Source organism: Pandoraea oxalativorans (assembly GCF_000972785.3).
Taxonomy (GTDB): Bacteria; Pseudomonadota; Gammaproteobacteria; order Burkholderiales; family Burkholderiaceae; genus Pandoraea; species Pandoraea oxalativorans.
In genome coordinates this window covers 4,151,394-4,174,933 of record NZ_CP011253.3, presented here as the reverse complement: position 1 = coordinate 4,174,933, position 23,540 = coordinate 4,151,394, and the positions used below count along the sequence as shown (strand labels likewise).

The 23,540-nt window shown below is 64.4% G+C and carries 24 protein-coding genes and 1 pseudogene; 10 read left to right on the top strand and 15 right to left on the bottom strand.

All coding sequences use genetic code 11. The features are described from left to right. Positions 1-232 precede the first annotated feature (232 nt). Positions 233-988, top strand: coding sequence for a response regulator transcription factor (locus MB84_RS18370; RefSeq protein ID WP_046292802.1), 756 nt, complete (start codon positions 233-235; stop codon positions 986-988). Then, a complete protein-coding gene (locus MB84_RS18365; protein ID WP_046292801.1) occupies positions 985-2,475 on the top strand; it encodes a sensor histidine kinase in 1,491 nt (496 codons plus the stop codon). Before MB84_RS18370 ends, MB84_RS18365 begins: the two co-directional genes overlap by 4 nt. Here MB84_RS18365 and MB84_RS18360 read toward each other — a convergent pair. The 6 genes from MB84_RS18360 to MB84_RS18335 form a co-directional block, all read right to left on the bottom strand. Then, positions 2,459-3,484, bottom strand: a complete 1,026-nt coding sequence (locus tag MB84_RS18360) for an RHS repeat protein (protein ID WP_046292800.1) — start codon at positions 3,482-3,484, stop codon at positions 2,459-2,461. The genes MB84_RS18365 and MB84_RS18360 overlap by 17 nt on opposite strands. Before the next feature lie 287 nt (positions 3,485-3,771). After that, a complete protein-coding gene (locus MB84_RS18355) occupies positions 3,772-5,151 on the bottom strand; it encodes a DASS family sodium-coupled anion symporter (protein WP_046292799.1) in 1,380 nt (459 codons plus the stop codon). A gap of 269 nt (positions 5,152-5,420) precedes the next feature. Further along, positions 5,421-6,095, bottom strand: coding sequence for a glycosyltransferase family 2 protein (locus tag MB84_RS18350; RefSeq protein ID WP_046292798.1), 675 nt, complete (start codon positions 6,093-6,095; stop codon positions 5,421-5,423). Next, the gene (locus tag MB84_RS18345; protein WP_046292797.1) at positions 6,092-6,691 is read right to left on the bottom strand and encodes a class I SAM-dependent methyltransferase; all 600 of its coding nucleotides are present in this window, start codon (positions 6,689-6,691) and stop codon (positions 6,092-6,094) included. Before MB84_RS18345 ends, MB84_RS18350 begins: the two co-directional genes overlap by 4 nt. Further along, entirely contained in the window at positions 6,688-7,446 is a 759-nt protein-coding gene (locus tag MB84_RS18340; protein WP_046292796.1) for a PIG-L deacetylase family protein, read from the bottom strand. The genes MB84_RS18345 and MB84_RS18340 overlap by 4 nt, the downstream gene beginning before the upstream one ends. Continuing rightward, positions 7,434-8,501 carry an acyl-CoA dehydrogenase family protein gene (locus tag MB84_RS18335; protein ID WP_052652563.1) on the bottom strand — a complete coding sequence of 356 codons (1,068 nt, stop codon included), beginning with the start codon at positions 8,499-8,501 and terminating at the stop codon, positions 7,434-7,436. Before MB84_RS18335 ends, MB84_RS18340 begins: the two co-directional genes overlap by 13 nt. A 375-nt stretch (positions 8,502-8,876) precedes the next feature. Between MB84_RS18335 and MB84_RS18330 the strand changes: the two genes are divergently transcribed. Together MB84_RS18330 and groL are read left to right on the top strand one after the other, a co-directional pair. Continuing rightward, positions 8,877-9,167, top strand: coding sequence for a co-chaperone GroES (locus tag MB84_RS18330; protein ID WP_039396568.1), 291 nt, complete (start codon positions 8,877-8,879; stop codon positions 9,165-9,167). A 49-nt stretch (positions 9,168-9,216) separates the two neighbouring features. Continuing rightward, complete coding sequence (gene groL / locus MB84_RS18325; protein WP_039396571.1) at positions 9,217-10,863, top strand: chaperonin GroEL; 1,647 nt, start codon at positions 9,217-9,219, stop codon at positions 10,861-10,863. 180 nt (positions 10,864-11,043) lie between these two features. Here groL and MB84_RS31620 read toward each other — a convergent pair whose 3' ends face one another. Beyond that, complete coding sequence (locus MB84_RS31620) at positions 11,044-11,379, bottom strand: LysR substrate-binding domain-containing protein (protein WP_342672608.1); 336 nt, start codon at positions 11,377-11,379, stop codon at positions 11,044-11,046. A 23-nt stretch (positions 11,380-11,402) separates the two neighbouring features. Continuing rightward, positions 11,403-11,987 (bottom strand): annotated as a pseudogene (locus tag MB84_RS31615) (LysR family transcriptional regulator); the annotation flags it as partial. A 101-nt stretch (positions 11,988-12,088) separates the two neighbouring features. Here MB84_RS31615 and MB84_RS18315 point away from each other — a divergent pair. Continuing rightward, complete coding sequence (locus tag MB84_RS18315; protein ID WP_046292795.1) at positions 12,089-13,300, top strand: MFS transporter; 1,212 nt, start codon at positions 12,089-12,091, stop codon at positions 13,298-13,300. Between the two features lie 99 nt (positions 13,301-13,399). On the opposite strand, the gene MB84_RS18310 is transcribed toward MB84_RS18315, so the two are convergent. Beyond that, positions 13,400-13,978, bottom strand: a complete 579-nt coding sequence (locus MB84_RS18310) for a MarR family winged helix-turn-helix transcriptional regulator (RefSeq protein WP_084009859.1) — start codon at positions 13,976-13,978, stop codon at positions 13,400-13,402. A gap of 79 nt (positions 13,979-14,057) precedes the next feature. Here MB84_RS18310 and MB84_RS18305 point away from each other — a divergent pair, with 79 nt between their 5' ends. Continuing rightward, complete coding sequence (locus MB84_RS18305; protein ID WP_046292794.1) at positions 14,058-14,936, top strand: EamA family transporter; 879 nt, start codon at positions 14,058-14,060, stop codon at positions 14,934-14,936. Positions 14,937-15,015: 79 nt separating this feature from the next. Here MB84_RS18305 and moaC read toward each other — a convergent pair whose 3' ends face one another. Further along, positions 15,016-15,495 carry a cyclic pyranopterin monophosphate synthase MoaC gene (moaC, locus tag MB84_RS18300; RefSeq protein WP_046292793.1) on the bottom strand — a complete coding sequence of 160 codons (480 nt, stop codon included), beginning with the start codon at positions 15,493-15,495 and terminating at the stop codon, positions 15,016-15,018. 218 nt (positions 15,496-15,713) lie between these two features. On the opposite strand from moaC, the gene MB84_RS18295 reads away from it, so the two are divergent. Beyond that, positions 15,714-17,306 (top strand): M48 family metalloprotease, encoded by a 1,593-nt coding sequence (locus MB84_RS18295; protein WP_245725405.1) that lies wholly within the window; start codon positions 15,714-15,716, stop codon positions 17,304-17,306. 33 nt (positions 17,307-17,339) lie between these two features. Then, complete coding sequence (locus MB84_RS30005; protein WP_157122786.1) at positions 17,340-18,332, top strand: MFS transporter; 993 nt, start codon at positions 17,340-17,342, stop codon at positions 18,330-18,332. A gap of 5 nt (positions 18,333-18,337) precedes the next feature. On the opposite strand, the gene MB84_RS18285 is transcribed toward MB84_RS30005, so the two are convergent. The 5 genes from MB84_RS18285 to MB84_RS18265 all read right to left on the bottom strand — a co-directional run bounded on the left by MB84_RS18285 (position 18,338) and on the right by MB84_RS18265 (position 21,888). After that, complete coding sequence (locus tag MB84_RS18285; protein WP_046292791.1) at positions 18,338-18,982, bottom strand: DUF2946 family protein; 645 nt, start codon at positions 18,980-18,982, stop codon at positions 18,338-18,340. Positions 18,983-19,027: 45 nt separating this feature from the next. Continuing rightward, the gene (locus MB84_RS18280; RefSeq protein ID WP_046292790.1) at positions 19,028-20,059 is read right to left on the bottom strand and encodes a YheT family hydrolase; all 1,032 of its coding nucleotides are present in this window, start codon (positions 20,057-20,059) and stop codon (positions 19,028-19,030) included. Positions 20,060-20,075: 16 nt separating this feature from the next. Next, the gene (locus MB84_RS18275; RefSeq protein ID WP_046292789.1) at positions 20,076-20,531 is read right to left on the bottom strand and encodes a nuclear transport factor 2 family protein; all 456 of its coding nucleotides are present in this window, start codon (positions 20,529-20,531) and stop codon (positions 20,076-20,078) included. A gap of 57 nt (positions 20,532-20,588) precedes the next feature. Beyond that, complete coding sequence (waaF, locus tag MB84_RS18270; RefSeq protein WP_046292788.1) at positions 20,589-21,614, bottom strand: lipopolysaccharide heptosyltransferase II; 1,026 nt, start codon at positions 21,612-21,614, stop codon at positions 20,589-20,591. 79 nt (positions 21,615-21,693) lie between these two features. Further along, positions 21,694-21,888, bottom strand: coding sequence for a zinc-finger domain-containing protein (locus tag MB84_RS18265; protein ID WP_039396595.1), 195 nt, complete (start codon positions 21,886-21,888; stop codon positions 21,694-21,696). A 453-nt stretch (positions 21,889-22,341) separates the two neighbouring features. Between MB84_RS18265 and MB84_RS18260 the strand changes: the two genes are divergently transcribed. Together MB84_RS18260 and MB84_RS18255 are read left to right on the top strand one after the other, a co-directional pair. Then, entirely contained in the window at positions 22,342-23,193 is an 852-nt protein-coding gene (locus tag MB84_RS18260; RefSeq protein WP_245725404.1) for an AzlC family ABC transporter permease, read from the top strand. Beyond that, positions 23,193-23,516 carry an AzlD domain-containing protein gene (locus MB84_RS18255; RefSeq protein WP_046292787.1) on the top strand — a complete coding sequence of 108 codons (324 nt, stop codon included), beginning with the start codon at positions 23,193-23,195 and terminating at the stop codon, positions 23,514-23,516. The genes MB84_RS18260 and MB84_RS18255 overlap by 1 nt, the downstream gene beginning before the upstream one ends. The last annotated feature ends 24 nt before the right edge of the window (positions 23,517-23,540 follow it).

The following is a 23,540-nucleotide window of genomic DNA, read 5'->3' as shown; positions in this document are numbered from 1 at the left end:
AGTAGGACGATCCGGCACGGGCTGGCCCCGCCGCAGCAAGGCTTGGGAGCCTGGGGAGCGCGACGGCGGTGGTACGGCACAGAGGGGATCCGTGCCGGATCGATGCCTGAAGCGTAGTCCCCCGGCGATGGCGAAGTCCTCACGTAAAATTAAACAATTCGTGATACCTCGCAGGGCGCGATCTGCGCACAATGAGGCCTTCAAGACTCACTTTCCGGGAGCTTCCCGTCCGATGGAATCGCCGCGCCGTGTCCTGCTCGTCGAAGACGACGTGCATATTGCCGACCTGCTCACGCTGCATCTGCGCGACGAGCGGTTCGAGGTCGTGCATTGTGCCGATGGCAACGAAGGTCTGCGGCGGCTGGCCGAAGGCGGCTGGGACGCCCTGATCCTCGATCTCATGCTGCCCGGCGTCGACGGACTGGAGATTTGCCGCCAGGCGCGACAGATGACCCGCTACACCCCCATCATCATCACCAGCGCGCGCGCCAGCGAGGTCCACCGGATTCTGGGACTGGAGCTGGGCGCCGACGACTATCTCGCCAAGCCCTTTTCGGTGCTGGAGCTGGTCGCGCGGGTCAAGGCGCTGATGCGCCGTGTGGACGCGCTGGCCCGCAACGCCCGCATGGAGGCGGGCAGTCTGGCGATTGCCGGACTGTTCATCGATCCGATTGCGCGTGAAGCCACGCTCGGCGGCAAGCTGCTCGATCTCACGCCGCGCGAGTTCGATCTGCTGTACTTCTTCGCGCGCCAGCCTGGCAAAGTGTTCTCGCGCATGGATCTGCTCAACGCCGTGTGGGGGTATCAGCACGAAGGATACGAGCACACGGTGAACACGCACATCAACCGGCTGCGCGCCAAGATCGAAGCCGATCCCGCGCAGCCTACCCGCATCCTGACGGTCTGGGGACGCGGTTACAAGTTCGCGAACGACAGTGCACCGGAGGGTTCGGGCACGGGTGGCGGCACCGACGCGGGAGTCGCATGATGCGTCGCTGGAATCTCTCCCTGACCCAACGCCTGTCGGTTGTGTTCGCCGTGCTGCTGATCGTGTGCAGCGGCACGTCGGCCTGGATGCAGGTGCAGGCGAACCGCATGCACGAAGCCGAAGTGATTCAGGGGCTCTCGCGCGGGCTGGCCGAGCACATTGCCGCGAACGCGCAACTGATGGATGCGAACGGCATGAAGCCGGATGCGGTGCGACGTCTGTTCGGGCAACTGATGGTCGTGAATCCGAGCGTCGAGGTCTATCTGCTCGACGAGCAGGGACGCATCACCGGCCACGCTGCGCCGCAAGGGCATGTGCGTCGCATGCAGGTCGATCTCGGACCGGTGCATCGTCTGATCGACGGCGAGGCGCTGCCGATCTACGGCGACGACCCGCGCAACGCCGATGTGCGCAAAGTCTTCAGCGCCGCGCCGTTGCGCGTGGACGGGCGCGAAGTCGGTTACGTCTACGTTGTGCTGCTGGGCGAGGCGCACGACCGGTTCGCCGAACGCGGGGCGACGAGTGCTGCACTCAACACGGCGCTGTGGTCGATCGGTCTCGTGGCGGCGCTCTGCCTGATCGCGGGTCTGGCGGCGTTTGCACTCATTACGCGTCCCCTGCGACGTCTGACGCAGACCGTGCGCGAATTCGACATCGACGCCGCACCTCCGCCGGTGCCCGCGCTGTCGACGGATGCGCTGGCGGCGGAGCAGGCGCGTCCGAGCGACGAGATCACGGTGCTGGAGCGGGCGTTCCGTCAGATGGCCGAGCGTCTGGGCACGCAATGGCGCACGCTGACGCGTCAGGATCAGGAGCGGCGCGAACTCATCGCCAACATCTCGCACGATTTACGCACGCCGCTCTCGTCCCTGCACGGCTATCTCGAGACGCTTTCGCTCAAGGACGCAACCCTCACGCCCGACGAGCGGCGGCGCTATCTCGGCATTGCGCTGGATCAGAGTCGCAAGGTCGGTGCGCTGGCGCAGTCGTTGTTCGAGCTGGCGCGTCTTGAGCATGGGTTTGTGCAGCCGGAACTGGAGCCCTTCTCCGTGACGGATCTGATACAGGACGTCTTCCAGAAATTTGAACTCAGCGCCGAGTCGCGCGGCGTGGCGTTACGTGCGCAGCTCGCGCCGCAGATTCCGGCGGCGCGAGGCGATCTGGGTCTGATCGAGCGGGTCTTCACGAACTTGCTGGAAAATGCGCTGCGTTATACGCCGTCCGGCGGCGAGATCACCGTGGCGGTGGCGCCGGCCGGTTCGGAAATCGAAGTTCGGGTGAGCGATACGGGGCCGGGGATTCCGGAGAGCGCGCGAGAGGGCTTGTTCGAGCGGCCGTTCACGGTCGGCGGGGCGCGCCGCGAGGGCGGGCTGGGATTGCGGATCGTGCATCGCATCCTGCAACTGCACGACCGGCGTATCGCGTTGGTGGACACATCCGGTCAGTCAGCACAGGGCGCGACGTTCCGCTTCACTTTGCCGACGTAAGCTTGTCGCTGGTGGTCGATGCGGTCGATTCAGCGGCCGGTGCCGGTGCCGATGCCGATGCCGACGATGCGGTAGGCGGCGCCGGTATAGCGGGCGCTGCCACTGGGGTATCGAAGTACGTCAGCTTTCGCACGAAGACGTTCGCGAACGGGTCGACTCTGTCGCCGGGGGCGGTAATGACGATGCGCACGATATTGCCGTGGCCGTCGTACTTGTAGTGGTATTCGGAGACGTGGCGCTCGCCGGTGGCCGCGTCGGTGCGGGTTACGCGGACGAGTTCATGGCGCGGGGAATACTCCGAGATCTCGTTGTCCCACGCGAGCGGGAGCCATTGGCCGTCGATGAAGGCGGCCGCGCCGTTGTCACGCACGATGCGTCCGCCGTCGGGCTTGCGCTCCACGCTGGCGAACGTGCGATACGACACCGTTTTCGGTGCCGGGCGCGCGCGCCCGTCGGCGGTAATGACCTGACGCGCCTCGTTCGGCGCTTCCCACTGACGCGACAGCGCGAAGCATTCGTCGTCGAACTGGCGCGCCTGAAGCGTGCCGGGGCGGCGATGGCGAAGGCTATTCGAGCTGGACACCAGCGTGCGTGTCCATTCGAGATGCCCCTCTTCCTGCCGCACTTGTTCCTTCCACGCGGGATGTCGCGTTGCGTGCACGATCCACTCGTCCGGCCCTTGCCAGTCGACACTGCTGCCATTGATGCTGTGCAGGCGACCCTCGGCGTCGTAGGTGTAGCGGCCGCGATCGGTGCTGGCGAGCAAGTGACCCTGCGCGTCGAATTCCATCACGAAGCGATTGCCGTTATCGAGCGGACCGACTTTGCCGGTGACGCGGTCGTAGCTCGCGATGAATCGCGTTTCCTCGATCTTGCGAACGCCAGCGGGAATGCCGCCGAAGTTGCGCATGAGGTCGTCTTCTTCGCGCAGCGAGGTTTGCACGCACCACGGCAGCGGCGCGACGGCCTGCGGTGTTTCGGTGGATGGAGCGGCGGGGGCGGCGCTCATCGGCGACGTCGTCGCAGCGCGGGGCGTCTGCGGGCTTGCCGGGGAGGCCGGGAGTGCGCCGGGTCGCGTGCCTGCGCAACCGGTAAGCACTGCGGTGAGTGCGGCGAGTGCCAGAGCACCGCGCACAGGACGTAAAGAAAGCATGGATTGGACAGTTCGGGCAGGTGAAGCAGACATCATCGCAACGGATTGCCGGAGGTATTTTTCCTAGATTATACCGGCTCCGTGTGACGCGTCTGCCGGAGTGACCGAGGGGGCGCACGAGAGGTCGCCCCCGGTGCGCGCCATTAGCGCCAGAGCGTCCATGCGAAGCCCGTGACCACAAGGATGCAGACGATATTCATGACGAATCCTGCGCGGACCATCGAGCGTTGCGGCACGCAGCCGGTGCCGAACACGATGGCGTTGGGCGGGGTGGCCACCGGTAGCATGAAGGCGCACGACGCGCCGATGCCGATCACCATCGTCAGCAAAGCTTCGGGCATACCCAGCGAGACCGAAATGGCGGCGAAGATCGGCACGAGAATCGCTGCGCTGGCCGTATTGCTCGTCAGTTCGGTGAGGAAGACGATGAACGCGGCGGTGATCAGCAGGACGACGAGCGTCGGGCTGGTGGCGAAGATGCTTGACACGGCCTGCGCCATCACCACGCTGGCGCCCGAGTCGCGCAAGACCACGCTGAGCGTGAGGCCACCGCCGAACAGCAGCAGCACGCCCCAGTCGGTGTGGGCCTGAATCTGCTTCCATGAGGCGACGCCGGTCGTCGCGATGAGAATGGCGGCGAGCAGGGCGATCAGCGTGTCGAGTTGCTTGACGCCGCCGAGCCACACCGAGATCTGCTGGCTGAAAATCCAGCTCATGACCGTGAAACCGAAGATGCCGACGGCGGCGATGCGCTGGCCGGTCCACGTCATGGGCTCGACGTCGAGGTCGACCTTCTGGTCCAGACGTGGGAGCAACACCAGATACGTCGTGGCAATCATGAGCGGCAGCAGCACGGCCACCAAAGGCACGCCGAATTTGGCCCACGTGAGGAAGTCGATCCCCAGATGCGACGCGACCATGGCATTGGGAACACTGCCGACGACAGTGCCCAGTCCGCCGATATTGGCGCTGTACGCAATGCCGAGTAGCAGGAAGGTGAACGTGCGGCGGTCGCGATTCGCGTCGAGTTGCGAGAGGATGCCCATCGCCAGCGGCAACATCATGGCGGTCGTCGACGTGTTGTTGACCCACATCGACAGCATGGCGGTGGTGAGGAACAGCATGATCGCCGCCCGGTTCATGCGTCCGCCGGCGAGCTTCAGGAGCCGGTTCGCGAGGAAGCGATCGAGGCCCTGAATTCGCATGGCGGTAGCGAGCGCAAAGCCGCCGAAGAAAAGGAAAACGATCGGATGGGCGAACGACGTCAGCGCGGTGGGAACTTCGAGAATGCCGAGCAGCACGGCAAGGACCGGCACCATCAGTGCCGTGGCCGTCAGGTGAACGGCTTCGGACAGCCACAATACGGCGATGAAAACGGTGAGTGCGAGTCCTCGGTTGGTCTTGTCGTCGAACGGCAAGAGGGTCATGAGCGCCACCATCAGGATGGCATTGGCAAGCAGCACGCCGGCGTCGCGGGCGGACATCGCCCATTGGCGGGTGACGGTTGCGGCAAATTCGTTCATCTCCTGGTACCTCGGTATGGCATTGTGCTTCGTGGAGCTTCCCATCGTAGCAATCTACGCGGGAGAGGCGGGCGCGACATGACGCATGACGGCGCATGACGCAGCGCGATGCACGAAATGCGGCGCAGAGGCCGACATTTGCGCGTTCGCCTTTGATGCCACGGATGTGTGTGAGGTGCCTTAGGAAATCGCTCATACGTAATGCTGTGTGGTGAGAATGCTCACCCGCGCCGGGCCGGTCGCTGCCTCAAGTTTGGCTCATGTTCGGCTCATGTCCGGCCATGGTCCGGCCATGCCTGCCGAAGCGCATCGGCAAACCCGGCGCTCACCCGCGAGAATGGCCGTGCCGACGTCGTCACTCGCGGGAGTGCGCTCCATGCGATGGACACACCGGCTTTTTCCAGACGCGCCACCAGCGCCTGATCTTCGCTGCACGTCATCGGGTCGAATCCGCCCAGGCGTTGGTACACCGCCGCATCGATGCCGAGGTTGGCGCCATGCACATGACGGTGTCCGTCGTGATCCTGGTAGTGAGCAAGAAATGCCGCCCGCGCCCGTTGCGCGTGGATACCGTGCGATTCCCAATGCATGACGCCGACCGTGCCGCAGACCACTTGTGCGTCCAGCGACAATTGATCGACGAGCCAACCGGGAGAGACGATCGTGTCGGCATCGGTGAAGGCGAGCCAGCGAGCGCCTCTCTCGATCAGATGCTGTGCGCCACGCGCACGTGCCATGCCGACGTTGCGAGCGTGGCACGCCAGCGCCGTCACGGGCCATGTTCTGACGCGCTCGGCCGTCGCGTCGGTGCACGCATCGAGCACCACGACGACGGCGACCGGTTCACCGCAAAGCGCTGGCTGCTGCGCTGCGCGCACGATGGCTGCAAGACAGCGATCGATGTGGTGCGCCTCGTTGTGTGCCGGAATGCAAACGCCAATCATGGTCGACCCTCCCTCTCTTTACGCCAGACGTCCAGTCGAAACCGCTGGTCTTCATGCGCCACGCATCGCACCAGTCCGCTTAGACGCTGCACCGCTTCATGCAGTACGTGCGTCGGCTGCACCCGGTCGTCGAACGCTGGCATGTAATGGCACATCACCCACTCGCCACCTGTGTCGAGCGAACGCAAGCACGCCTGCATCAGGTGCGTGAAACGCTCGGGCGGCAGATAGTAGGCAAGCTCCGAGACGATCACGAGATCCACCGAGGCGCGCTCGGCGAGAGGCCATGCCTCCGGCACCGACATCGCATCAAGCGACACATTGTCGATGCCTCGCGCTGCAAGCCGGGCACGGCAGCGCTCGATGGCGCTCGGCGACAGATCGACCGCATGCACCCTGTCGCATCGCGAGGCCAGCGGGGCGGTGATCTGACCGAGGCCGCAACCCAGTTCGAGCGCTGCGGCATAACGCGGTCGTCCGAGCGACGCGAGCACCAGATCGCGCTTGCGCTGTTCGTACCATGACGAGTGCACCGACCACGGATCCTCGCTCGCGCGATAAAGGGCGTCGAAATCGGGGGCGTCGGCGTGCGTCATAGGAAGAACACCTCGAACGGTCGTTGCCATCGGGCGAGCGCATAGGCGGGCAATACCGGGGGCGCACCGGTGCTCGGATCGGGGCCGAGCTGACTGCGAAAGGCGCTCATCGCCTGCCGCTTCGCGAGCCGGTCGCGGCGCGGCAGACGCACGGCGACCGCGCGCTCGAAGGGCAGGTCGCCTGTGGCAGGATCTGCCCAATGCCAGCCCCAGATCGGCATTTCGATGACGCGGCATCCGATAGTCTGCGCAGCGCGAAGGCACGCGCGCGCGACGGCTTCGTGATCGGGGTGAGCGTCGAATCGCCAGGGCGCGACGACGGTGTCGCCGGGCATGAGCGCGCGGCACAGGGCATCGGAGATCCGGGATTCGTGGACAGCGACCTGACCATCCGGGACGCGCAGGCGATGCCGCCGGGCGCGCAGCGACAGCCGTTGCTGCGCGGTCAGACTTTCGTGAACGCGGATCTCGGCCAACTGAGCGGGCGTCCACACCGTCGAGCCGGGATGGCTGGCCTCGCCGTCCGTCACCGCCCAGAGGTGGACGTCGACGTTACACCGCGCCCATTGGTGCAGCGTGCCGCCGCATCCGAGCACTTCGTCGTCGGGGTGCGGCGCAACGACGTGCACCGCATGGCCCGGTACGACGAGCGCGCGCGCGGGCACGGTTGGCAACGGGTGTCGGCGAAACCAGTGTTGCCACGTCGCCTCCGCGGTGCCTTCTCCGGCAATGATGCGTGCGCTCAGAGTGTCCATAGCTGGGCGTTGTCGGATGTGAGGACGGCTCGGCCGAGTTCGGCAAGATCTCGCTCGGCATGGCTCTGACGGATGAACACAGGCAGGTCGGCCAGGAGTTGTGCAAAGCGGGCATTGCGACACATCGGGCCGGGGCCCACGGCGCGCGGTGCGTGTCGCAATACGGTCTCGACGCACGCTTCGACCGACAGCCGGGCGCGCCGAACATCATGAAGGCACGACGCATCAGGATGCGCGTCGATTGTGTGGGCGGTTGCGCGCAGTACGCTCGCGGCCTGCGCCAGCGCGACGTCGATGACCCCCATGTGCGCTAGCGCGTGAGGGTCGTCGGGTCTGCCGGACACGGTCTCGCGCACGACATCGGCAATGCCTGCTGCCGCACCGTACCAACACGCCGCAATGCCCGCACCGCCATGATGAAAGCCGGGGCGCGACAGATACGCCCCGGGCGCGCCAATCCGGTGTGCGCGCGCGTCGTGAAACGTGACGTCGAAACTTTGCGTGCAGGCCATGCCGATGGCATGCCATTCGTTGGGTTTGACTTCGATTCGGCCGGTCTGTACCTGGGCGAGGTCGACGAACACGAGGCAGGGGGTGTCGCCGTCCCATGCGCTCACGAGCGCCGAACGTACATGCGGGGCGCCGGAGCACCACGCTTTTGTGCCGGAGAGCGTGACTTCGCGGTTGTCTCGTTCAAAGGGTGTGAGCGTGACGCGCGCCGTGGGCGATTCCGAACACCAAACGGCGCAGATGCCGCCGTGAAATGGGGACGATGCGGCGGATGCCGGGGCTCGGGGCGCGAGGTCCTGGAGTTCATGGAGGATGGCCAGTGCGTCGGTGTGACTCTCGAAAAGCTTGGCAAAGCAAAGGTCGACACTGGCGGCATCCGCGAGCATTCGCCATCGCACGAGCGTGTCGCCGCCGCCGGGATATGGCAGTGCGTCGAGACCTTCGTCGATCAACGTCTGCAACGATTCGTAGGGACGCCCGGGTCGGTATCGCTGCTGCAAGAACGTGCGCAGCGCGGCGGCAAGGCGCGCTGGCGTCAGCGGCATTAGTGGTGTTAGCGGGCGCGATACATTCACAGTGCCTCCCCGTTCCGGACGTTTGCACGGGCGATGCTGCCAGCGCAGCGGCGAGAGTACGAATCGTCACCCGTTAGATGAACTTTATCAATCGGGCGCGCGAATCGATACCGGGCACCGTCTGACATTGCTGTAGGCGGGCACTGGCGGGGACTGTGGCGGTCCTCGCCGACTTTTTGCGGCCAATTTCATCTCAGGGAAAACCCCGCGTCTTGAAATCGTAAAACCCCGTCCCTATAATTAGCACTCGTTGGCACAGAGTGCTAACAACCATGAATTCACCATATATGCAAATATTTGCATATTTAGTTTTGACGATCTCACTGAGAGAAAGAGGAGCTTGTAATGAACCTTCGTCCCTTGCATGACCGCGTAATTGTCAAGCGCCTGGACAACGAAACGAAGACGGCTTCGGGCATCGTGATCCCGGAAGCCGCCGCCGAAAAGCCGGACCAGGGCGAGATCCTGGCCGTCGGCCCGGGCAAGCGCGATGATCAAGGCAAGTTGATCGCACTCGACGTGAAGGTGGGCGACCGCGTTCTGTTCGGCAAGTACGCCGGCCAGGGCGTGAAGGTCGACGGCCAGGAACTGCTGGTCATGCGCGAAGAAGACATCATGGCCGTCGTGGCCGCCTAAGACTGTCTGCCCCCAGACATCTACGTAAAGAATTCAAGGAGTTAATGCAATGGCAGCTAAAGAAGTCGTTTTCGGCGATGCCGCTCGTGCCAAGATGGTCGAGGGTGTCAACATCCTCGCCAACGCCGTCAAGGTGACCCTGGGCCCGAAGGGCCGTAACGTCGTGCTCGAGCGCAGCTTCGGCGGCCCGACCGTGACCAAGGACGGTGTGTCGGTCGCTAAGGAAATCGAACTCAAGGACAAGCTCCAGAACATGGGCGCGCAAATGGTCAAGGAAGTCGCTTCCAAGACCAGCGACAACGCCGGCGACGGTACCACCACCGCAACGGTGCTGGCGCAGTCGATCGTTCGCGAAGGCATGAAGTACGTTGCCTCGGGCATGAACCCGATGGACCTGAAGCGCGGTATCGACAAGGCTGTCGCCGCTGCCATCGAAGAGCTGCGCAAGATCAGCAAGCCCTGCACCACGAACAAGGAAATCGCTCAGGTCGGCTCGATCTCGGCCAACAGCGACACCTCGATCGGTGACTACATTGCCAAGGCAATGGACAAGGTCGGCAAGGAAGGCGTGATCACCGTCGAAGACGGCAAGTCGCTGCAAGACGAGCTGGACGTCGTCGAAGGTATGCAGTTCGATCGCGGCTACCTCTCGCCGTACTTCATCAACACCCCGGAAAAGCAAGTCGCGATCCTGGAGAACCCGTTCGTCCTGCTGTTCGACAAGAAGGTGTCGAACATCCGTGACCTGCTGCCGGTGCTCGAGCAAGTCGCCAAGGCTGGCCGTCCGCTGCTGATCATCGCCGAAGACGTCGAGGGCGAAGCCCTGGCAACGCTGGTGGTCAACAACATCCGTGGCATCCTGAAGACCTGCGCCGTCAAGGCCCCGGGCTTTGGCGACCGCCGCAAGGCCATGCTGGAAGACATCGCCATCCTGACGGGCGGCCAGGTCATCGCCGAAGAAATCGGCCTGACGCTGGAAAAGGCCACGCTGGCTGAGCTGGGTCAAGCCAAGCGCATCGAAATCGGCAAGGAAAACACCATCATCATCGATGGCGCCGGTGAAGCCGTGAACATCGAAGCGCGCGTCAAGCAGATCCGCGCCCAGATCGAAGAAGCCACCAGCGACTACGACCGTGAAAAGCTGCAAGAGCGCGTGGCCAAGCTGGCCGGCGGTGTTGCCGTGATCAAGGTCGGTGCTGCGACCGAAGTCGAAATGAAGGAAAAGAAGGCACGCGTGGAAGACGCGCTGCACGCTACCCGCGCTGCCGTGGAAGAAGGCATCGTCCCGGGCGGCGGTGTCGCGCTGCTGCGTGCTCGCGTGGCCGTGTCGGACCTCAAGGGTGCCAACGCCGACCAGGACGCCGGTATCAAGATCGTGCTGCGCGCGATGGAAGAGCCGCTGCGTCAGATCGTCACCAACGGTGGCGAAGAAGCCAGCGTCGTCGTGGCTAACGTTGTTGCCGGCAAGGGTAACTACGGCTACAACGCATCGTCGGGCGAGTACGGCGATCTGGTGGAAATGGGCGTTGTGGACCCGACCAAGGTCACCCGCACCGCACTGCAAAACGCCGCTTCGGTGTCGGGCCTGCTCCTGACGACCGACTGCGCCGTTGCCGAACTGCCGAAGGAAGATGCTCCGATGGCTGGCGGTATGGGCGACATGGGCGGTATGGGCGGCATGGGCATGGGCATGTAAGTCTCGCAAGAGACTGCATGACTGGGGTGCCGCAAGGTACCCCGAACGCCCGGCTGTCGGGCTTCGCGCAAGGATCTCGATCCGGGTGTCGAAGCCCGCGCCTGAAACGGCAACGAACGCTTCGGAGTTCGTTGCCGTTTTTTTATGGGCGCCTCAAATACCTTGACGCAAATGTCCCCGTTAGTCGGATTTGATCGGCGACGGCATTAACGGCACCGTGGCCGCAATCTCGTCCTGCAGCCAATCCCAGAAGGCATGAATGGCCCGCTCACGCGGATGATTCTCCCGCCAGCTCACGTGGTACTCCAGACTCGGCGGAATCCGCACGTCGCCAATTTGCACCAACTCCCCTGACGCCAGCGTGTCGCGCACCAGCAAACTGCGCGCGGTGGCCACGCCATGACCCGCCAGCGCTGCGCGCAACAGCAATCCCGAATCGTCGAAGATCGGCCCGCGCGTCGGCTCATGCGGCGGCAATCCGGCGGCAATCCGGCGGCCACTTGCCAGTCGCGCCATGATCGGTAGGCGAAGCGCAGCATCGGCAGTTTGGGTGTATCCGCCACCGTGAAGCCCGGCACGCTGGCGATCAGCGCCGGGCTGCATACGGCGATCACGAAGTCGTCGAGCAATTTTCGGGTCACGAACCCCGGAATTTCTACGCGCTGATGCCAGATGCCGACATCGACGGAATAGGGATCCGGGGCCGAGATGTCGGCGTGAATACGCACGACCAGATCGATGCCCGGGTGAAGTTTGCCGAAGCGGTCGAGCCTGGGAATCAGCCACTGCGCAGCCAGATCGGTCATCACGCTGATTTCCAGACGGACGATGGCGGGCGTGGCGTCGGGCGTAATGCCCGCTTTGGCTTCGTTCATCGCTTCGTCCAGTTCCGTCATGCCGATGCGGACCCGCTCGGCCAGACGCGCCCCGACGCTCGTCGGAATCATCCGCGCGCCCACCCGCCGGAACAGCGTCGTGCCCAATTGCTGCTCCAGCGAGCGCATATGGTGACTGACCGCACTGTGCGTCAAATTCAATTCCTCGGCGGCGCGGGTAAAGCTCCGGTGACGCACGGCAGCCTCAAGCGCACGTAGGGATTGGAGGGGAGGGAGGTGTTGGAACATGACGTCAAATTCTACTCACAATGCGAGCACAAAGGTTTCGTTGGCTTCGCTGCGCTGTTTTACCGACAATCGATACCCAAGCTGAACCTAGGGTTTACTCCATGTCGAAAGCATTTCGAATTTTCGTGCTGTTCGCCTGCGGATACTTCGTCTCATACGTGTACCGCGGTGTGAACATCGGGTTTGCGCCGTTCATGACGCGCGACCTCGGTCTCTCGTCTGCCGATCTCGGTTTGCTCACGAGCCTTTATTTCCTCGGTTTTGCCGGTGCGCAGTTGCCAGCGGGCGTGCTGCTCGACAGGTTCGGGCCGCGCCGGGTGTCGTCGCTGGTGTTGCTGCTCGCGGCGGCCGGCGCGGCGTTGTTCGGTCTGGCGCATGGCGTGGGCGCGCTGATGGTTGGGCGTCTGCTCATTGGTGTCGGTGTGTCGGTGTGTCTGGGCAGTGCATTCAAGGCGCTGGCGCAGTGGTTTCCGGTGGCGCGTCTGCCGTTGCTCAACGGTCTGGTGATGGCCGTGGGCGGCATGGGCGGCGTCGTCGTCGGCGCACCCCTGAACTGGTTGCTCGGACTGACGGACTGGCGCGTGGTGTCCTTCGGACTGGCGGCGCTCACCGTATTCACGTCCATCGCGCTGTGGTTCGGCGCGCCGGAGAAGCCCGGGTCGCATGCACAGGGCGGCTTGTCGGAGGCGCTGCAAGGCGTGCGCCAGGTGCTCGGTAGCGCGATGTTCTGGAAGGTGACGTCGCTCTCGGGTATCACGCAGGGCGTGTTCTACGCAATGCAGTCGCTGTGGATGGCGCCGTTCATGCGCGACGTCGAAGGGCTGTCGGCGGCGCAGGCGGCATCGCTCGTGTCGGTCGTGGGGCTGGCGATGATGGCGGGCAGCGTGGTGTTCGGGGCGGCCGCCCGTTCGCTGGAGCGTCGGGGAGTGAGCGTGTTTGCCTTCTCCGGCGTCGGCATGGTGTTGTTCGTCGGGGTGCAGTTGCTGCTGATGCTGCGCACGCCAATTCCGCCGGTCTGGCTGTGGGCGGCTTACGGCATCTTCGGCGGCACGGGCATCCTGTCTTACGCCGTGCTCGCGGAATATTTCCACGGCACGCTGATCGGACGCGTCAACACCTCGCTCACGCTCGTCATCTTCCTGCTGATCTTCCTGTGCCAGGTCGGCGTAGGCGCGGTACTCGGCGCGTACGCGGCGCACAGCCCGCAGGGGCACTTCACGGCGTGGACGGTGCTGATCGTACTGCAATTGGTCGGTGCAGTTTGGTACTTCTGGCCACAGCGCCAGCGCGTCGGCAAGGTCGCTGCGGCCTGATCCGCGGAAGGTGCGAGTAGGCCGCCGGGTGGGCGCGGCATGCTGCAGTTCAAAGGCTCGCCATTGTGCGAGCCTTTTTCTTGACGTCGAGACAAGCCCTTATTTCACGCGTTCCAGCGCCTTAAGCCAGTCGCCCAGCCCGGACTCGACGTTAACGAGCGTCGCCTTGGTGAGCGGTGCGAGCATGCGGTGTTCGTTGGCCACGTGCGCTTCGACCGCACGTTCGATCAGGGCGAAGCCGCCATCGGTCAGTTGGACGAGCGTGCTGCGTGCGTCGTCCGGGTTCGGCACGCGAGCGATCCAGCCCCGTGCCTCGAGGCGTTGCAACCGGTGCGTCATGGTGCCCGACGTCACCATCAGCGTGGAGAAGAGCGCCGTCGGCGCGAGCCGGTAAGGCGCGCCGGAGCGACGCAACGTCGCCAACATATCGAATTCCCACCCGCTCATGTCGAATTCGGCGAACGTGGCGTCGAGCTGCTGCTGGACGAGCGCCGCGCACCGCTTGAGGCGGCCGATCACGCCCATGGGCGACACGTCCAGATCCGGACGCTCGCGGTGCCACTGCGCGAGGATGCTGTCGACCGCGTCGCTATTCGTCGACGCGTTGTCCTTTATCTCAATCGTCGCATTCCCCTCACTCCCCGTATTCCTCGCTTTCCCAGTTGATCGCTTCGCCATGCTGCAAACCCCATTTATCTTGACATCAAGACAAAAGGATACCAAACTTCGATTTATCTTGAATTGAAGATAAATTGCGATGACCCGAATTTCTGCACAGACGACGAACACGGCGTGGCTGGATGTGTTCTTCACGGCCCTCGCCCCGATGATCTGGGGATCGACCTACATCGTGACGACGCAGGTGTTGCCCCCTGATCGTCCGTTCACGGCGGCGCTGATTCGCGTGCTGCCGTCGGGATTGCTGTTGTTGCTCTACGCGCGACGCTGGCCTGCGCGCGGGGACTGGGCGCGATTGCTGACGCTCGCCGCACTGAACATTGGCGCATTTCAGGCGCTGCTGTTCGTCGCGGCGTACCGGTTGCCGGGCGGTCTGGCGGCGGTCGTCGGTGCGATTCAGCCGTTGCTTGTCATGGGGCTGGCGTGGGGCGTGGATCAGCGGCGGCCGCTGATGGCGACGGTGTGGGCGGCGATTGCCGGTGTCGTCGGGATGGGCGTGCTGCTGCTTTCGCCTGGGACGGTGTTCGAGCCGGTCGGCATTGCGGCCGCGCTTGCTGGCGCAGCATGCATGGCGGCTGGTACCTATCTGACGCGTCGCTGGCGACTGAGCATGCCGGTGCTGGCGCTCACCGGCTGGCAACTGCTGTTGGGTGGCTTGATGCTGACGCCGGCGGCGTTGCTGGCCGATCCGCCGCTGCCGTCGCTCACGGGGTGGCAGACGGCAGGGTATGTCTATCTGTCGATGGCGGGGGCCTTGCTGGCGTACGCGTTGTGGTTTCGTGGCATCGCACGTCTTTCGCCGGTGGCGGTGTCGTCACTGGGATTGCTCAGTCCGTTGACGGCCGTCGTACTCGGTTGGGTGCTGCTCGGTCAGGCGATCAAAGGACTGGCATTCGTGGGACTTGCGATGGTCTTCGCGAGCATTCTGGCGGTGCAGTGGACGGCGTCCCGGACGTGAAGCCTTCGCGGGCTTTGTCCGGCCGCCGTCCAAGCGGCGTGCGACGTGCGTGCGTGCGACGGAATCGCCGATGCCGTGATTACTCTGTTGCCACCCAATCGCCCGACTTGCCGCCGTGCTTTTCCAGCACGCGAACGTCGGTCATCGTCATGCCGCGATCCACGGCCTTGCACATGTCGTAAATCGTCAGCAGGCCGACTTGCACGGCGGTGAGGGCTTCCATCTCGACGCCGGTGCGCCCAATGGTCTCGACCTGCGCGCGGCAGTGCACGGCGTTCGCGCCGTCGTCGACGAGAAACTCGACCGTCACGCGCGTGAGCGCCAGCGGATGGCACAGCGGAATCAGATCGGCCGTGCGTTTGGCGCCCTGAATGGCGGCGATGCGGGCGATGCCCAGCACGTCGCCTTTCTTGGCCGTGCCGGTGCGAATGAGCGCCAGCGTTTCCGGCTTCATGCGGATGGTGCCGCGCGCGACCGCGATGCGGTGCGTGCTGTCTTTGCCGCCGACGTCAACCATGTGGGCCTGTCCGGCGGTGTCGAAGTGGGTGAGTTCTGCCATGAGTCGATGCTGAGAAAGTGCAGGAAATGGGGCGGAGATCGGGCGGGATTCAGTCGGGCGTCAGTCGCCATTCGTTCTGAAATCGTGCGCGATCATGCAGCCCGCGTCGGCGAATTCGCCGATGTTTTTATCGTTCGGGCGACGGTGCGGAACGTCCGCGTCTGGCTGCTATCATAGCAGCAGCCTCGAATGATCAGCGCCACGCGGCGCCCACGCCCATGACGTCCATGCCGACGCACGCCCGTCATCCCAATCCCCTCGATTCAAGTTCGTCTGGCGTCGCCCGCTGGCGGCGCATCGTCGCCGCTTTGATGCTGCCGGTGATGACGGCGACGACGTTCGCCGCCGCGATCATGCCGACGCAAGCGCTCGCCCAGGGCTTGCCGACCCTCGGCCAAAGCTCGGCCGCCGACCTCTCGCCCGCGATGGAGCGCAAGCTGGGCGAGCGCGTGATGCGCGAGATTCGCGCCGATCCCGATTACCTCAACGATCTGCTGCTCTCGGACTACGTCAATGCGCTGGGCAGCAAGCTTGTCTCGGCTACCCGCAAGGTCGGCATCGACGCGAGCCAGAGCTTCGAGTTCTTCGTCGTGCGCGACGCCGCGATCAACGCGTTCTCGCTGCCCGGTGGCTTCATCGGCATCAACACCGGGCTGATCGTCACCACGCGGACCGAATCGGAACTCGCCTCGGTCGTCGGGCACGAGACGGGGCACGTCCTTCAGCATCACATCGCACGCATGCTCGGCCAGCAGGCCCAGAACTCGTGGATCGCGCTGGGCGGCCTGCTGCTTGGCTTGCTGGCCGGTATCGGTGCGCGCAGCTCGGATCTTGGGATGGGCATTGCCATGGGCGGGCAAGGGCTGGCCGTCGACCGGCAACTGCGTTTCTCGCGCGACGCGGAGCGCGAGGCGGATCGTGTCGGCTTCCAGTTATTGCAGGCCGCCGGTTTCGACACGTATGCAATGCCGACATTCTTCGAGCGTCTGCAACGCGCCGATGCGATCAACGAAGCGGGCGTGCCTGAATATGTCCGGACTCACCCGCTCACGACGGAGCGCATTGCCGACATGCTCAACCGCTCGCGCAGCGCCGGTTATCGTCAGCCGGAGCAGTCGCCGGAATACGCATTCGTGCGCGCACGCTCGCTGGTTTTGCAGCAGAAGTCGGCGAGCGATTTCGCGGCCATTGCCGACGCGCAACGTACCGCCATCCGGACGCAGACCGCGCCGAACGTGGCGGGGGCATGGTATGCGGTGGCACTGGCCGAAATGAAGCAGCGACGTTGGGAGCCTGCGCGCGACGCGCTCGAGCGCGCGCGTACGGCGTTCGGGGGAACCGGGCCGGGCACGCCGAGTCTGGCGGTGCTGGCGTCCGATCTCGCGCGGCTATCCGGCAAGCCGGACGAGGCGCTGCGCGTCGCCACGCAGGCGCGCGCGGCCTTCCCGCTGTCGCAAGCGGCGGACATGGCCTACGCGGACGCACTCGTCGCCAGCCAGCGCGTCCCCGACGCCACGAAGTTCCTGCAATCGCAGGTCGAGCGCTACCGCAGCGAGCCGATCTGGTGGCGTGCATTGGCTGGCGCATGGGCCGCAGGCGGCAAACGGGCGCGTCAGCATGAGGCGCTCGCCGAGCAATATGCACTGCAAGGTCAGTGGATGGCGGCAGTGAGTCAACTCAAGCTCGCGCGCGACGCCGGGGATGCCGATTTCTACGAGCTCTCCACCATCGACGCGAAACTGCACGAGTTCCAGCGCCGGTACAGGGAAGATAAGGAAGACGAGAAGGAATTCAACAAGCAGTTCGGCTGACGGCAAAGTCCTGTCCTCTGGGTGGTGAACGATATGGTTGCTGTAGTGGCCTTCGCCGTCACGCAACCACTGCTGAGCATCTATCCGGCGGAGACCATCGGGAAACAACGTGCATTGTCCGCGTTTCGCATGCGTCGGATTATGGCGAACCTTGGCCGAATTGGCGGGCCATTACTGGCCGGATATGCATTGGCGCGCTTCAGTCAGCAATACGCCATGGTTTGTGTTGCTGCGCTCGGATGTCTTGTGTTGCCGCTGGCGCTGCGACTCCCGGCATTACCTGCAGGGCGTTTCGCGGAACGATCTGTTTCACCCAGCCTACGGTCGTATTGGCGTTCCGCGCTCGCTGGCTTTGTGCTTAAAGTCCGTTTGCCTGCCGAGCGTTTTTTTTCGTTGCAGGATATCTTGCTCGGTATTGCGACGGCAGGAATTGTTCCGATGCTGATCCCCCAGTGGGTCAAGCATGCGGGCCTTGCGAATTCACAAGTGGGGTGGTTGACCGCCCTGTTCGTTGTCGGGTCGATTGGCGGTGTCGTTGTCGTGCACCCGCTGTTGTCCGGCGTGCTGCAACGAAGGTATGGCTATCTATCGGTTTGGGCTGCGTTCTGTATCGGTCTCATTGCCATAACTGCCTCACATGCTGTCGGCGCGCTTGGCGCTGCGCTGATTGCGACGGGCGCCTTCGGGGCCTGTCTGTCCATGACTGGCATCGATCGGCGAGTCATCGCGATCCCGCCATCGGTCCGTATCAGAGTCGCAAGCGCAACTTTGCTTACCGGACAATTGACGAGTATGTCCTCGTTCGCGTTTTATGGTGCGTCGTACGCGTGGAGCAACGTGGGCGGGCGCTATGGGCTCTACGTCGGTTTGGCTTGCGCCGCCGCGCTGGCCGTCCGTCTCGCGCGTGAGCCTTGGTGGTTGCTGAAACAGAATGACGCCGAAGAGGATATCGAGACGTTCTACATCCGCCGGTATCCCAAGCTGTTCGAGGAAAACAAGCACGTCCGGGACCACACCGTTGTGTAGCGTAGTCAATCCTTATGGTCAGTTCGCGGGTCTCGCTCGAACCCAAACGTCTGCGGAAGCGTGCCCGCATGAACAGTGGTCAGCGCAAGCGTGTCGCCATTACGCCAGTGCAGACGCACCGCAGCCTTCGCATCGGCGGTGTCGTCTGCCGTCTCCGCCACTTCGAACGCCTGTGCAAGATCAGACACCTGCGTGAGCAGATCGATATCGTGATCGTGCAGTAGCGCCAGCGGCGCGGTCGCGTTCCCCGCGTCCTTCGTCCCCACAAAGGCGACGCTGCCATCCTCGTCGAGCAGACAGGCCTGCGGCACGAACGTCTTGCCCAACTGATCCGTCAGCACGGGTGCGCCGCGTCCGTCGTTCGCCGAGGCGTCCCACGTGAGGCGCACCACGAACGGCGCGTAAGCCAGCGAGACGTACACGCGTTGCGGGCCGTTCTGGAAGTACCAACGTCCGGCCTCGTCGCAGGCGTAGTTGCGTGCGATGAACGCGATCAGCGCCGCGTGACGAATCGGGTCGCCCGCCGTGCCTTCCGCCTGCGTCTGCTCGTCGCGCATGCGCCACTGGCCGCGACGATCCAGAGCGAGCCAGCCATAGCAGTGCGGCACATTGGGCCATTTGGCCATTGCCTGTCGAACGATCTCATCCATTAGGACACCTTAATGTGTGTCGGTATGTGCGATGCGCGGTCGAGCTCACGCGGCATTGGGCACAAACTGACGGAAATAGTCGATGACCGTGCGCGGCATCCACGTCAGGCCGCCCGGAAACGGTCCGCTCATGAAGCCGACGTGTCCGCCATGCGCCGGTTGCAGCAGTTGCACGAAGCGGCCGACGTCGCCTTCGCCGGGCAGCGCGCTGGCCGGTTGGAACGGGTCGTTGCGGGCGTTGATGACGAGCGTCGGAACTTCGATGGCGGGCAGAATCGGCTTGCTCGACGCGCGTGTGTAGTAGTCGAACGCGCTGTGAAAACCGTGCAGCGGCGCCGTCACGACATGATCGAACTCGCCGAGATCGCGTGCCGCCATCATCAACTCCCGGTCGTAGAGTCCGGGGTACTGGTCGAGTTTGGCCAGCGCCTTCTTCTTGAGCGTGCCCAGGAAATTGCGCGTGTACACCATGTTGAAGCCGTGCGAGAGCGCCAGACCGCCCGCACGCAGATCTAGCGGGGCGGAGATGGCGCAGGCGGCGCTGACGACTTGTGTCGCATGCCCCTCGCGCTCGCCGAGCCAGCGCAGCAGCACATTGCCACCGAGCGACACGCCCGCCGCGAAGATCGGGCCGGACGTGTGGGCACGCAGGCGCTGCAGCATCCAGTCGATTTCGGTGCTGTCGCCGGAGTGATAGAAGCGCGGGGCGCGGTTCATGCGTCCGCTGCAACTGCGAAAGTGGGGAATCACGCCGCGCCAGCCCTGTGCTTCGACTTCACGCATCAGCGTGCGGGCGTAATGGCTGCCCGAGCCCCCTTCCAAACCGTGGAACAGCACGATCAGCGGTGTTTCGACGAGACCGTCGGGGGCGGGCGGGGTCTTCTGCGAGGCGGGCGGCGCGACCAGCCAGTCGACGTCGACGAAGTCGCCGTCGGGCGTATCCCACGTCTCGCGACGGAACTCGACCGACGGGCGGCGGCCCAGCAACGCGGGATAGATCGTCTGGCTGTGGCCGTCGGGCAGCCACCGGGGCGACCGGTAATCCTGAGGCAGAAAGACGGCCGGGCGCGCTGTCATGCGACCACCGAACGGCTCAGTGCAGCCCGTCCGGACGCGCGTGCATCATCAGGCTGAATTGCTCGACGGCATGCGGCGGCAGGGGGCTTGAGTGGATGTGGGCGAAGCGCCAGTCGCCTTGCTCGTGCACCAGCACGTAGGTCGTGTGGATCAGCTGGGCGGTCGTTTGCCCAGCGTCTTCCTTGCCCACGCGAATGGCTTCGGTCGCCGTGTGCACGACCGTGCCGACGGTGTCGTACTCGGTCGTGTCGAGCGAGTCGATCAGCACGACGCTCTGCGCGAACTGGGCAACGAGGCCGCTGCGGATCTGCTCAAGGCCGTCCCAGCGGGTGCCGTCGGCGCGAATGTAGCTGACGAAATCCTCGTTCGCCCAGAGTGTCATCGCGCGATCCGTCTGACCACGGCGCAGCGCGTCATAAAAGGCCGTGATGGTTTCACTGGCGGCATCGAACAGACGGACAAAACGTGGCATGAGGATTTACCGTTGAGTGTTACCAGGATCGAACCGAAAGCTTGCCGTGCGCGGCGCTCAGCGCTGCGTCAGCAAAATGTTGCGCAGATTCGCGAACACGTGCTCGGGCATCAACTCGTTCAGACAGCGTGTGTGGCCCAGCGGACATTCGCGAGCAAAACACGGGCTGCACTCCAATTGTAGCCACAGGATGTGCGCGTGCTCGGACAGCGGCGGCGTGTGGCGCGGATCGGACGAACCGAACAAGGCGATCTGCGGGCGGCGCAGGGCGGCCGTCACATGCATCAGGCCGGAATCGTTGCTCACCACGGCGTTCGCGCGTGCGAGCAGGGCGCAGGCCTCGGCCAGCGACGTCTGCCCGCAAAGATTGCGCACGAACGGTGCATCGGCGGCGATTTGCTGCGCCAGCGCACCGTCCTTGCCCGAACCGAGCGCGACGATCTGCGCATACGGGAACGAGCGGCGCACCAACTGCGCGAGCTGCGCGAAGTGTCCCGGCGGCCAGCGCTTGGCCGGTCCGAACTCGGCGCCCGGGCAGAACACCACGAGCGGCACGCGCAGATCGAGGCCGAAGCGCGCGAACACGCGGGCCGATTCGTTCAGGTCGGCTTCGATGCGCGGCGTCGGCAACGTCTCGGGCAGCTTGGCGCCCGGTGCGAACGCGAGCGCAGCATAATGCCGCACCATCGGCGGGCGCTCGTCCTTGCGCGGATTGGCGTGACGCACGTTGAGCAGGCCGTAGCGCTGCTCGCCCTTGTAGCCGATGCGCAACGGAATGCGCGCCAGCCACGGAATCAGTGACGATTTCAGGGAATTCGGCAGCACATAGGCGGCGTCGTACCCCTCGTCGGCCAGCACGCTCGCGAGCCGGTAGCGCTCGAGCGGCTGCAACTTGCCGTGCGCGAGGTCGGTGGCGACGACGCGCGAAATCTCCGGCATGCGTTCGAGCACCGGGGCGACCCAGCCGGGCGCGATCGCGTCGATGGTCAGACGCGGATGCAGACGCTTGAGCAGGGTAAACAACGGCTGCGCCATCAGCGCGTCCCCAATCCAGTTGGGGGCGATCACCAAGGCTTTATGCATCGTGGCGGAGACTCAATTCGTTAAGCGTGGCGATGAAACGCGCCCGGCGGCCGGGCCGTTTCACGAGGAAGACGCAGGATCAGTGACCCTTGATCACGGTGCCGGGCTTCAGGCGATAGCGCGTGCCGCAATAGGCGCAGGCGGCTTCGCCGTGGCTCACGTCGATGAACACGCGCGGGTGGCTGCTCCAGAACTGCATCTTCGGGTTCGGGCAGTGGACCGGCAGATCTTCAGCGCCGACTTCGACGACCGGCATTTGTTTGACTTCGCTCATGGGGTTCGGACCGTGGTGATATCGATGAATTCGCGGCGGGCCGCGAATCCGAAGTTTTGAGGATTGCCCGGACGGTGTCGGTCACTGGGTGACGTCCGCCCGTTTACCAAAAGACGCTATTGTAAAGCAGCCGCCGCCCTTTGCGGACGGCTAGCCGCCCCGACGGTCATGGCCGGGTACGCGTGGCGCGTATGCCACAGCGACGGCGTTGCATCAGAAAAAACACGCGAGTGACGGCTTTGCGCGTACTAAGTAACTATTTACCGTGGCTATAATGGCCTCACGTCCGCCACCAATGATGAACATATTCACGAGACAATCCGGCAGCCCTGGCGGGCGCCGTGACCGCTAGCGGTCATCTCGGGCGTGCCGGGCGCCGTCGGGACCGCTTCGCCCCGTAATGCCAGACACCGCGTCGCTCACCCCGGCGCTGCCCCCCAGCCGACCATGTCAATGTTTCGTTTGCCTGCCGCTGAACGTGAAGGGTTCGCGGCCGGTTTCCGCATTATTTCGCCGCTTTTACCCGCCATTTTTTCATGGGGTCTGGTGACAGGCGTCGCCATGAGCAAATCGGTGCTGAGCGTGCCGCAGGCCATCGGCATGAGCCTGATGCTCTATGCGGGGTCGGCGCAACTGGCCTCGCTGCCGCTGTTCGCCGCGGGTATGCCGCTCTGGACGATCTTGCTCACGGTCGGCATCGTCAATCTGCGCTTTGTGATCTTCAGCGCGGGCCTCCAGCCGCACTTCTCCTATCTGTCGTTGCCGCGTCGCATCGCGCTGGGTTACGTCAATGGCGATCTCGGTTTCGTGATGTTCATGAACCAGAACTTCGCGAACGGCTACGTACCGGGCAAAGAGGGGACGTATTACGGCATCACGCTGAGCAACTGGGCGGTCTGGCACGTGTCGTCGATTCTCGGCATCGTGCTCGGGGCACTGGTGCCCGATAGCTGGGGGCTGGGCTTCGCGGGCACGCTCGCGCTCATTCCCATGATGGTGCACACGATCAACAGCCGCTCGACGATGCTGGCGGTCGCGCTCGCGTCGCTCATCGGGGTGCTCGCGTTCGATTTGCCGTATCGCCTCAATCTCGTGCTGGGTGTGCTCGGCGCGCTGGCTGCGGGCATGGTGTGCGACGAACTGGCGGCGCGCCATGCGAAGCGCCTGGCGCTGGCCAACCCGGTGCGGGTGCCGATTTCGACAGGGGACGACGTGGCGGCAAATGCGCCGATGACGACGAAGATCGGCGAAGCTCCGTCGGACGCCGTCCAAGAGGAACGCCGCACGTCGGGAGAGCGTCGCTGATGAGTACCTTCGAAATCTGGTTCGCCTTCGTCGCGATGACGGCCATCACCATCGTCACGCGCACCTTCTTCCTGCTCGCGGGCGAGCGCGTGACGTTGCCGCAGCGTCTGCAGCGTGCCCTGCGCTACGCGCCGGCGGCGGCGCTGGCCGTCATCGTCGTACCGGAGGTCGTGCTGCTCGATCATCAGTTCGCCATGCATCTGGGCAACCACAAGCTCGCGGCGGCGGTGGCGGCCACGGGCTGGTTCATCTGGCGGCGCAACATGATCGAGATGATCGTGATCGGGATGGTCGTTTATACGCTGGGGCGACTGTTCCTGTAGGTGGAACGTCGGACCTGCAAAATG

What these genes read in the sequence shown, in the direction of transcription:
- MB84_RS18275 (WP_046292789.1), bottom strand. Translation starts at nt 20,531, where the DNA reads ATGCCACGTTTTGTCCGTCTGTTCGATGCCGCCAGTGAAACCATCACG.
- MB84_RS30005 (WP_157122786.1), top strand. Translation starts at nt 17,340, where the DNA reads ATGGTTGCTGTAGTGGCCTTCGCCGTCACGCAACCACTGCTGAGCATC.
- moaC (WP_046292793.1), bottom strand. Translation starts at nt 15,495, where the DNA reads ATGGCAGAACTCACCCACTTCGACACCGCCGGACAGGCCCACATGGTT.
- groL (WP_039396571.1), top strand. Translation starts at nt 9,217, where the DNA reads ATGGCAGCTAAAGAAGTCGTTTTCGGCGATGCCGCTCGTGCCAAGATG.
- MB84_RS18295 (WP_245725405.1), top strand. Translation starts at nt 15,714, where the DNA reads ATGACGTCCATGCCGACGCACGCCCGTCATCCCAATCCCCTCGATTCA.
- MB84_RS18340 (WP_046292796.1), bottom strand. Translation starts at nt 7,446, where the DNA reads ATGGACACTCTGAGCGCACGCATCATTGCCGGAGAAGGCACCGCGGAG.
- MB84_RS18265 (WP_039396595.1), bottom strand. Translation starts at nt 21,888, where the DNA reads ATGAGCGAAGTCAAACAAATGCCGGTCGTCGAAGTCGGCGCTGAAGAT.
- waaF (WP_046292788.1), bottom strand. Translation starts at nt 21,614, where the DNA reads ATGCATAAAGCCTTGGTGATCGCCCCCAACTGGATTGGGGACGCGCTG.
- MB84_RS18365 (WP_046292801.1), top strand. Translation starts at nt 985, where the DNA reads ATGATGCGTCGCTGGAATCTCTCCCTGACCCAACGCCTGTCGGTTGTG.
- MB84_RS18345 (WP_046292797.1), bottom strand. Translation starts at nt 6,691, where the DNA reads ATGACGCACGCCGACGCCCCCGATTTCGACGCCCTTTATCGCGCGAGC.
- MB84_RS18360 (WP_046292800.1), bottom strand. Translation starts at nt 3,484, where the DNA reads ATGAGCGCCGCCCCCGCCGCTCCATCCACCGAAACACCGCAGGCCGTC.
- MB84_RS18285 (WP_046292791.1), bottom strand. Translation starts at nt 18,982, where the DNA reads ATGGATGAGATCGTTCGACAGGCAATGGCCAAATGGCCCAATGTGCCG.
- MB84_RS18335 (WP_052652563.1), bottom strand. Translation starts at nt 8,501, where the DNA reads ATGCCGCTGACGCCAGCGCGCCTTGCCGCCGCGCTGCGCACGTTCTTG.
- MB84_RS18330 (WP_039396568.1), top strand. Translation starts at nt 8,877, where the DNA reads ATGAACCTTCGTCCCTTGCATGACCGCGTAATTGTCAAGCGCCTGGAC.
- MB84_RS18350 (WP_046292798.1), bottom strand. Translation starts at nt 6,095, where the DNA reads ATGATTGGCGTTTGCATTCCGGCACACAACGAGGCGCACCACATCGAT.
- MB84_RS31620 (WP_342672608.1), bottom strand. Translation starts at nt 11,379, where the DNA reads ATGGCGCGACTGGCAAGTGGCCGCCGGATTGCCGCCGGATTGCCGCCG.
- MB84_RS18260 (WP_245725404.1), top strand. Translation starts at nt 22,342, where the DNA reads ATGTTTCGTTTGCCTGCCGCTGAACGTGAAGGGTTCGCGGCCGGTTTC.
- MB84_RS18310 (WP_084009859.1), bottom strand. Translation starts at nt 13,978, where the DNA reads ATGGCGAAGCGATCAACTGGGAAAGCGAGGAATACGGGGAGTGAGGGG.
- MB84_RS18370 (WP_046292802.1), top strand. Translation starts at nt 233, where the DNA reads ATGGAATCGCCGCGCCGTGTCCTGCTCGTCGAAGACGACGTGCATATT.
- MB84_RS18255 (WP_046292787.1), top strand. Translation starts at nt 23,193, where the DNA reads ATGAGTACCTTCGAAATCTGGTTCGCCTTCGTCGCGATGACGGCCATC.
- MB84_RS18305 (WP_046292794.1), top strand. Translation starts at nt 14,058, where the DNA reads ATGACCCGAATTTCTGCACAGACGACGAACACGGCGTGGCTGGATGTG.
- MB84_RS18280 (WP_046292790.1), bottom strand. Translation starts at nt 20,059, where the DNA reads ATGACAGCGCGCCCGGCCGTCTTTCTGCCTCAGGATTACCGGTCGCCC.
- MB84_RS18355 (WP_046292799.1), bottom strand. Translation starts at nt 5,151, where the DNA reads ATGAACGAATTTGCCGCAACCGTCACCCGCCAATGGGCGATGTCCGCC.
- MB84_RS18315 (WP_046292795.1), top strand. Translation starts at nt 12,089, where the DNA reads ATGTCGAAAGCATTTCGAATTTTCGTGCTGTTCGCCTGCGGATACTTC.